This window comes from Halomonas saccharevitans, assembly GCF_900116405.1.
In the GTDB taxonomy this organism is placed as follows: Bacteria; Pseudomonadota; Gammaproteobacteria; order Pseudomonadales; family Halomonadaceae; genus Halomonas; species Halomonas saccharevitans.
The window spans coordinates 1-8388 of sequence record NZ_FPAQ01000067.1 but is presented as its reverse complement, the minus strand read 5'-3'; the positions used below and the strand labels follow the sequence as shown (position 1 = coordinate 8388).

10 protein-coding genes are annotated in these 8388 nt (G+C 55.0%); 3 read left to right on the top strand and 7 right to left on the bottom strand.

The annotated features are described in order from the left end of the window. From BM388_RS17940 to BM388_RS17935, 3 genes are all read right to left on the bottom strand, one after another. Positions 1-312: helix-turn-helix domain-containing protein (locus tag BM388_RS17940; RefSeq protein WP_175535150.1), on the bottom strand; the 312-nt coding region annotated here is incomplete at its 3' end. Between the two features lie 88 nt (positions 313-400). Beyond that, positions 401-1264 carry a replication initiation protein gene (locus BM388_RS17140; protein WP_089852411.1) on the bottom strand — a complete coding sequence of 288 codons (864 nt, stop codon included), beginning with the start codon at positions 1262-1264 and terminating at the stop codon, positions 401-403. Between the two features lie 486 nt (positions 1265-1750). Continuing rightward, entirely contained in the window at positions 1751-1897 is a 147-nt protein-coding gene (locus tag BM388_RS17935; protein WP_175535149.1) for a hypothetical protein, read from the bottom strand. A 1184-nt stretch (positions 1898-3081) separates the two neighbouring features. On the opposite strand from BM388_RS17935, the gene BM388_RS17135 reads away from it, so the two are divergent. Both BM388_RS17135 and BM388_RS17130 read left to right on the top strand, forming a co-directional pair. Next, complete coding sequence (locus BM388_RS17135) at positions 3082-3741, top strand: hypothetical protein (protein WP_089852409.1); 660 nt, start codon at positions 3082-3084, stop codon at positions 3739-3741. A 263-nt stretch (positions 3742-4004) separates the two neighbouring features. Further along, a complete protein-coding gene (locus BM388_RS17130; protein ID WP_217641103.1) occupies positions 4005-4205 on the top strand; it encodes an antitoxin Xre/MbcA/ParS toxin-binding domain-containing protein in 201 nt (66 codons plus the stop codon). 367 nt (positions 4206-4572) lie between these two features. Here BM388_RS17130 and BM388_RS17120 read toward each other — a convergent pair whose 3' ends face one another. The 4 genes from BM388_RS17120 to BM388_RS17735 all read right to left on the bottom strand — a co-directional run bounded on the left by BM388_RS17120 (position 4573) and on the right by BM388_RS17735 (position 7320). After that, on the bottom strand, positions 4573-4806 hold the full coding sequence (locus tag BM388_RS17120; RefSeq protein WP_089852405.1) for a hypothetical protein: 234 nt from the start codon (positions 4804-4806) through the stop codon (positions 4573-4575). Between the two features lie 104 nt (positions 4807-4910). Then, positions 4911-5528 (bottom strand): hypothetical protein, encoded by a 618-nt coding sequence (locus tag BM388_RS17740; protein ID WP_139233987.1) that lies wholly within the window; start codon positions 5526-5528, stop codon positions 4911-4913. After that, the gene (locus BM388_RS17115; protein ID WP_089852403.1) at positions 5529-6401 is read right to left on the bottom strand and encodes a nucleotidyl transferase AbiEii/AbiGii toxin family protein; all 873 of its coding nucleotides are present in this window, start codon (positions 6399-6401) and stop codon (positions 5529-5531) included. It lies immediately after the preceding gene. Further along, positions 6385-7320 (bottom strand): hypothetical protein, encoded by a 936-nt coding sequence (locus BM388_RS17735; protein ID WP_139233986.1) that lies wholly within the window; start codon positions 7318-7320, stop codon positions 6385-6387. The genes BM388_RS17115 and BM388_RS17735 overlap by 17 nt, the downstream gene beginning before the upstream one ends. Before the next feature lie 425 nt (positions 7321-7745). Between BM388_RS17735 and BM388_RS17110 the strand changes: the two genes are divergently transcribed. After that, the gene (locus BM388_RS17110; protein WP_245781588.1) at positions 7746-8267 is read left to right on the top strand and encodes a tyrosine-type recombinase/integrase; all 522 of its coding nucleotides are present in this window, start codon (positions 7746-7748) and stop codon (positions 8265-8267) included. Positions 8268-8388: the final 121 nt, after the last annotated feature.

Sequence of the window (8388 nt, the reverse complement as noted above, 5' to 3'; positions counted from 1 at the left end):
TTGTGCAGCAGGGGGGGGCAATTGACGCAGCTCGGCGACCTCCTGGCGAAGGGCGACAAGTTCACTGTGCATGGCGTGCAACGCCTGCAACATCGCCTGTTGCATGTCTTCCTGGTGAGGAGTTGCAGATGGTTGCATTTCGTCTGGAAGATGCTCGGGCTCGCCGTAGCACCGAATCAGCTCTGCCATCTCCAGGACGCGGGTTCCATCCCCTCGGAACCCGCACGACAGGCGGCCCGCCTCGATATGCCGATGTATCGTAGAACGATGTTTGCCGTACAGCTTGGCCGCCTTCGGGATAGTCAGTTGCATGGATGCCTAGTTGGTTGCATGTCTGCCGTTGCAGACATCCTAGCCTGACTTTCAGAGAGGCGTGAAAAATCACGCCTCAACAGCGTTTTTAATTTTTGCGCTCCTCGAGGATTCTCAGTGCGGCGTCTTCGTGAGACTCACCCGGCCTAGCGTGCGTTTCGATAACCGCCATAGGAATCCCGTAGATCGACCCTGAGGCGCTGGGAGCCTTTCCCCCTGCCTTCCCCTTGGTCTTGCCTTTGCGCGGCTTCTGGGGGGCTTTCTGGGCTTTCTCGCCGAAGGTAAATGCCAGGTGGGATACGCGGCGACCGGTCTTGCGCTGATCCCACTTCACCCATAGAGGGCTGTGCTCATTGATCTGTGCCACGGCGGGCTCTATCACGCGGCGTTTGAAATCCTTGAGTGCTGGGTATTTGTCGCCGAGCTGGAAAGAGTCACGTAGCCATTCGATCGCTACCTCTCGTTTACCTGCATCCCTCCATTGGCATAGCAGCTCATACAGCCGTATAGCGTGGGAACTGGTCATCTTGGCCACATCGGACAGGGCGTAGCGAGTGAACCGCTCCGAGAGTTGCGTGAGGTATGGCAGCATGTCTTTAGTGAAGCGCAGTTCTATGTGTCCCTCTGACTCGATATAGGCGATGGATTGCACCCAGCCCGTGACTAGTGTTCTAGGCCGCTGCCCATCTCCGTTGGGAAATTCTCGCAGCCACACCTCTCGACGTTTCAAGCGAAGGGCGGCATCCGCTACTTCCTTGTAGGTGGAATGGGAGTCAGTTCCCACCAGTGCGGCATAGTCGGCCACGCTGACGCGATACATCACTTCATCGGTAAGCGTCTGGTCCCTGCGCACCTGGGAGATGCAGCACAGCATGATGCGTTGTTCAGCGGGGGTTAGACGGTAGGATGCCTCGACCAGAGCGTTGCTTTTATAGACTTGGGGCTGATTCATCCTTGGAGCTCCAACTCGAGGAGGGTGTTACGCCCTTCTATTTTAGGGACATTATAATAGTGTCCCTTTTTACCCTGAATCCGTCCCCTCAACAACCCTGAATCCGTCCCCTTTTGACCCTGAATCCGTCCCCTTTTGGCCCTGAATCCGTCCCCTTTTGGCCCTAAAAACCTTTTCATTTCAAAGCCTTATAACCCCTAAAAGGGGAAAAGTAGAAAAGTACAGAAAAGAGCGCGTATGCGCTCGCCTACCCTCCGGGCTCGTTCCTCGCCCTCCGCCCCGCCTACGGCGGCCTTGGTGGCCTGCGGCCACACAAGGCCTCGACAAGTCGAGGGATCGGCGCGATCGAGGCGCTACGCGCCTGCGCGCCTCAGATCAGGCTTGGCCGCTAAAGCACGCCGCCTCACGACACGCATCACCCATAGTGCGGGTACGAAGGCGCCTTCGGCGCGGTTGGGCAGAAAGGGGTAGGGGGCGGGGTGACACTCAGTGGCGGGAGAGGTGACGGCGTGCTTTGTGGGATGAGCGCTGTTGGGCTTGATGGCCACTACGCAGGATCTGCACGAAGGTGAAGCCGCAGACCGCCGTCATGAGCACGGCGAATGCCAGGATAAGCCAGCTGAAGGGGGTCATGGGTTTCTCCTCGGGTGGTGGGGGCACGATTGCCCTTATCCTAGCAGCCGACGTCCCTGGGTAGGGAGAACGAGAATGCCCCTCCGAAGAGGGGCGTTGAATACCTCCTGAATGAATCGCACGGCCGGTCCTGCGCGGTGCGATGGTCGGTTAATGAACACCAGGTGCCACCCTGGTCAAACGCTCATCCGGTCTTGGCGGTGCCACCCGCCGTGCCGGTTGTCATCGATGTTGCCGTCTTGCCTGCTGCGAGGGAGGAGTGCCCCTCCCACACTCGCTGGCGTCTTTCGTGTGCCCTGGTTGCCCAGGATCTCGCTGTGGGCTTCGGCCATACCGCCCGTCAGCTCGAACACTACTCAACGCCGCTCCCACCCCTAGCCTCACCGGTGCCATCCGGTTCCTCGGCCGTAGGGTTTCCCACGTTAGTCACGCCCTACTGCGTGCCATACCGCCACTGGACTCCGTCATCAGGATGTCTGGTGCTGCGCACCTCGCCGGCGTTGCCGGTTTTCCCAGGCCCAAGATTCCAAAACGGCTCCGGTACTCCCTGATCACTTCCTCGCCCATGGCCAGCTCCCGAGGAGCATGGCTGCATGACACTCCGAACAGCACCCTCGCGGGGCGCCGTTACCTGCTTGAGCTATTCGTCGACCCACCCCGCTTGCGCGAGATGGTGCCGCCAGACCGGTCCTTTCGGCTGTCTGGCCCGCTGAGGTTTCCCCCAGCGCCGCGCCCACAGGTTCGGCATGCGTTCGACGGTCACCCGCCGCCCGCCGGTGGGACTCTCACCCACTTTCGATGCGTGACAGGGCCCTTCCGGTTACCCGGCTGCCCGTGTCCGTGTCGCCCAATCCCGGTGCCCTGGATTGGGTCGAACGAGGCATTTCAGCCTCGAGCGCCCGTTGCCTCGCAGCGAGCGGAATTACCCGCACTGCGCGACGGCGAGTTGGTCACGGTTGGCACCCGTGACCAGCAGCAAACAAGGGGGTGGCAGCCCCTCGCTGAGGGGCTGGCACACCCCGTGGTTTGGCACTCGTCGAGAGGTAGGGGCCGAGGTGACACTTGATGGCGGTGCGCCCTTGGAATCTTTTACATGCGGAGTCTCCGCACCGAAAATCTGGTTATTCAGGACCATGGTGTCACCGCCGGCCCTACCTCTCTGTGTCAGCTCACCGGGAGGTCACATGGGATCGATGCGTTACAAGGCCGCTGCCATGCAGCGGGTGCAGGATCTGGTGCGTCGCGGCTACGTCCGCTGGATCTCAGGCGTCGTGCCGCGGGAGAAGATCGCTCGCCTCGAGGCCAAGTTTGCGTCCCGCTATGCCACCGCCGCGGACAAGAACGAGCGGCGCCGCCGACGCCGCCATGGTGCCGGTAATGGGTTCCTGGTGGTCTACCTGCCGCCGCGTCAGCCTCATGCCGTGTGGTGGCTGCTGGTCGATGACGCGCATCCGGCCCGGTTCTACGAGGATCTTCAGGATGCCCGCGATAAGCGGATCACCATGCCCAATCCCTACTGGTGTTCGGAGCTCTGGCAGGCCGACTATGAGCTGGTCCGGCTCGACAATATCTGGACTTGGCGGCTGGTGAAGGCGCGGCGCGAAGAGTGGCAGAAGCGCCTGCGCGACGCGGTGAAGCGGTCCGATCGCGAGACCCGCAACCGACAGCTCCGGCAAGCCATTCATAGCTTGCGCAAGATGCCCGGGTTTCGTGGGGTCCGGGATGATGTACAAGCCCTGATTCGAGACATGAAGGGCGACTGGTCGCGGATTCGGCGCAAGGGCGAAGCGCTGCCGGCGGTCCCGAAGCGGCCGCCCTATGTGCGCCGGATCAAGCATGAATAGGTGGGGATGCTGCACAGGAAGCGTTGCCGGCCAGCCTGTTTGACGGTGGGGATGTTGCACAGCTGGCCTCGAGATCGGCCCCGGTGACCGGTGGGAATGCTGCACCGATGGCCCTCGAGGCTGCCGAGGGGACCGGTGGGGATGCTGCATAGTTGGTCCTCGAGGTCGCCCGGATGACCGGTGGGGATGTTGCACAGATCGGGCCTCGAGGAGAGGCCGGAGCGGCGGTGGTGCTGTACGACGGTATGAAAGGAGAGGGTGATATGTCAGGTGCTCAGAAGGACGAAAACGTTGTCTGGCGGGCGGCGCTTGAGCTGTTTGAGGGGGATCGGGCCGCAGCAGAGCGCTGGTTGCATCGGGAGGCCAAGGGATTGGGAGGCAAGCGCCCTGTCGATGTCATGGAGGAAGATCCTCAGCAGGTACTGGATCTGATCGGGAGACTGGAGCACGGCGTTGGGAACTGATCGATTCTCTAGTTCCGGTGGGGATGCTGCACCGTTGGTTACGCTGTCCGCTGGCGGCGTTTCCGGACCCGTCCCTGGAGGCGTTGCCAATCATCCGGCTGAACCCAGCGCTCGGCCCAGGCCAGCAGTAGCTCAGCGCGTCGTGTATCGCTGTAGTCATGAGGGTACTGGGTAAGGTCGCTGGCGATTGCCAGTAGATCGGCCTGGCCGTGTCGAGCCTGCCAGCTGTGCCCAGGTCCCGTGTGGTTCAACACGTCGGCGCTACGCTTCAGGTCTAGGGCGGTTGAAGTCGAATCGAAGGCTGCATCCAGCAGAACGCCCAGCCACAGCGAGGCTTCCTCCGGCACAATCACGCGCTTCCGCCCCATCAGAGCTCGTCCTCGTTGATGAGATCGAACACGCGCCGCTTGGCGTGGGTGAGGTTGTTCCTCTCGAGCACGTACCACAGGAATTCACCGGTTCCGGGGCCGGTTTCCATTCCTACGGCGCCGCGGTCGCGCTCGTAGCGATAGAGCCAGCGGCTCGGTGCTTTCCACTCGATGACGTTACCGTCTCGACTCTTGAACGACTGCTCGAGGTCGCTGATGCGGCGTAGGGCCATGAGGCGCTCCTGGTAGGTTTGGGCTACCCACCAGGATAGGATAAAAGCGTGAACTTGTCCCGCTTATTGGATCAAGATAAGGCGCGAAATGTTGAAAATTATGCTCATAACATAATGCTTACAGCCAAGCTGTTATCTTCGGTTTTTACATCGATATCTTTAACACTGAAAGATCCAGAACAAATATCCTCATGGAAGATAGGCCAAATTCCATCAGTGCAAAAGATAATAGTGTCACCATTATAAATTGCCTCTCTTTTTTTTATAATACCCTTTCTTCTCTGAGGAGTCATAGAATCAGTCAGCTTATGTCTAAGAGGGTGATGTGCAACTAGCTTAGCCACGTCTCCGAAACACTTTCTTTTAGACAGGTTTTGCCAAGCCAGAGAGTCATCAGATGTGATTAACCTTTCGTTAATATAAGCTCTGCAGTCTCCAATAGAACAAACCTCTATTTCATTTTTTGAAACTTTTGCAATGAGGATAGACATCCATGCCCTCTCTGGAATGGTGTCTTTCAAAACATCTGATAGTTCCGATTTTTGGTGGGGGTTGATTAACTTTAAGCAAATTTCTTGAAGGTAATGATTTATATCTTCTTCAGAAGAATCTCCGTAACCGTCAGCCAAGATAAAGAATGAATATTTTCCTATGGATAAGCAGGTGAAAAGATCCAGATTTTCAGGCCTCTCTCCTTGAGATCGGAAATATTGTAAATCCATTTAAGCCATCTCCCATGGAAGAGATTTGTAGTAATCTCTGACGAATTCATAAGCAATTGAAAATCCTGGGAGATCTCCTTCTATCTCGTCGGCAAGCAAAGGGTAGTCTCTGGCTGATCTATCCATAACATCTTGATCATCAAGTCCATTTTGGTTTAGGAGATGATCAATCTCCTTTCCTGATGATTTTTGTATCAATGTCTCTAAGACTAAGATCTTTTCTTCGTGGCTATGATCAGCATAGCTCCTCAGGAGGTGATGTAAGTCGTATATATCCTGCCTTCTATTTCTGTTCCTTGCGGCTTGCTGTAATATGGATCTAATTTTTTCAGCTATCAGCGAAATCAAAGCGTAGGCTTTTATCTTTTCTCCATCTTCTTTGTCGACTTCTAAATCCTCAGTTTCTCCTGTTACTTCATTAAAGCTATAGTCGATAGAAACCTTTTGAGGAGATTGTAGGCTTTCTAGTCTACGAATTTTGGAAGCGTCTGTCTTTTTAGCGTAACCTATACTTATCTTTAAAGAAGGGAAGGTAGCGTCGGGCCTTTTTTTAGGTTGTATTTTTATGCTTTGGACAATGCACCTTATTTCTTCTACAAGAGATACCTGGGCCTCTAAAAGTCGTTCGTTAAGATTTTCCTCGAACTCCTCAATATTTAGCGAGCCAAGCTTTTCAGAAGTTGAGAAATCAATATCAGTTGTGTAACGACCACTTTTGTATTTTATTCCTAAGAGGATCCCCCCTTTCATTACCATGTTTTCAGATAGTTCTTCATCTAGTGATATGGCTTTCAGTATTATCCTGACCGCCCGCCTAAATTCGTTTTCCCCTGATGATGGATCATCAACCCATTCATCAATCGATTGTCCCATATTCTTCAAGCTCCTCAATGTTTATCGATAAATTCCAGTCAGGGCTATAAACTTTGCTGAATTCTTCACCTGGAAATAAAACCCTAGAAGATCCTCGCTCATTTCCTTTTTCTTTTTTCCACTCCTCTATTGTTTTAGACTTCACTCCCATTACGGTCTCTAAAAGAAACCCGACCCTGGCTTTATCTATAGCTCCACCATATTGATCCACATACTTTATGATTTTGTTCTTGAAAACCTTCCCATATTCCATATAGACATCTACTACATGGGTTGATCCCCCACACCACTGGGGCTTCTTCAGCATACATGTGAAAAGTTCGCCTATCTCTTGAACTCTTATGCCACTCTCCCCCTCACGTGGTTCTCGATAATTTTTTGTTGTAGATACGTGAACTTGTTTCCCGAAATACTTCCCTGATATAGGGAATGCAGGTATCAAGTCTTTGGCATAGCTATGAAGACCAGTTCTATCTAAGGTTTCTGCTAAGTATCTCTTTCTCCATTCTTCTTTACTGCACGTTGTATAGTAAACAACTTTAGGAAGTCTGTCTGTTATGCTATACCACTGCATAGCAGTGATATATGAAATATATCCGTATGGAAATATAGAGCAAAGAGCCTCTTCTGTGCTAGATGGAGGTTTTGCCGTAATTATGTAGAATCGTGATTCTCTATGGAAAAAAGATTTTTCCCCCTCTGGATTTATGACTCCCGATCTCTCTATTTTTTCTATGTAATTGGTTATTTGTGCTGAGGAAGGGAACTTGTTTTGTATATTTGATATTTTCTCCCCTTTGTATTCTCTTTCCTTATAAAGGATTAGTATTCTTTCGTGAAGCATTCTCTTATGTATTGCTGAGTTTGGGTAGTCGTTCAGCAACCAGTCGGCTAGTGCATCAGCTACCGAAATGGGCATCGTCCTCTCTCCTGCTATATACGTCCTAAGGACGTATATAGCAGGAGAGATAAAGCTTGTCAAGTTTTTTGCTGATTCTTAAGGGTTTTTCCTTGACAACTAACTGATACACGATACAATGTGTCCTTAGGACACATTGTATCGTGAATTACATGAATTTTAAAAACCACTAATCCCCCATGTGCTTATGTTGCCGACAGGAAGGAAAGGCATGAGACCATGCCGTTTCTCCCCTGCGTTGACTTGTCTTGAAGCGACTGCGACTGTCTGGCTTTCAATTAGAACCCGGACAGTTACCGCGACCAGGAGCGCTCCCGCCCGTGCCCGACAGGCCCCGACACCCCACCCCAACAGCCTCGCCAGCCACTGAAACCCGGACAGTACGCAGTCGCGCCGCCAACGACGCGGCGCGTGGCCGGCTGCACTTGACCCGTGACGAGGTGCAGCGGCTGATGCGCGGCGCGATTCGGCACAATCGCCACGGCCGGCGCGACGCGCTGATGCTGCGCCTGGCCTTCGAGCACGGGCTGCGGGTCTCGGAGCTGGTGGGGCTGCGCTGGTCGGCCGTCGACCTGGTGCATCACGAGCTGCGCGTCAGCCGTGCCAAGGGCAGCTGGGACGGCACGCATCCGCTCCAGGGCGACACCGTGCGAGCGCTCAAGCGCTATCAGCGCGACAGCGGCCGTGCATCGGGACTGGTGTTCGTCAGCGAGCGGGGGGCGCCGGTCAGCGCCGATGGCTTCCGACGCATGCTGCACCGGCTGAGTCAGCGGGTGCTGGGCGTGACCTGGCACCCCCATGCGCTGCGCCATGCCTGCGGTGTGCACCTGATCAACCAGGGCGTTGATCTGCGCACGGTGCAGCAGTACCTGGGCCACGCCAACATCCAGAACACCGTGGCCTACACCGCCCTCACCGGGCGGCCGTTCGAGCGGCTGACGTTCTAGGCGTCGGAGCCCTTCGGGTTGTTGCTGCGCTCCCTCAGCGACTGGACAAGTGAACGGAAGCCATGAGGGTCTTCGTCTTTGGGCTCAGTGGCGGGTGTCGTATCGGGAGGTGGTGTCGCGG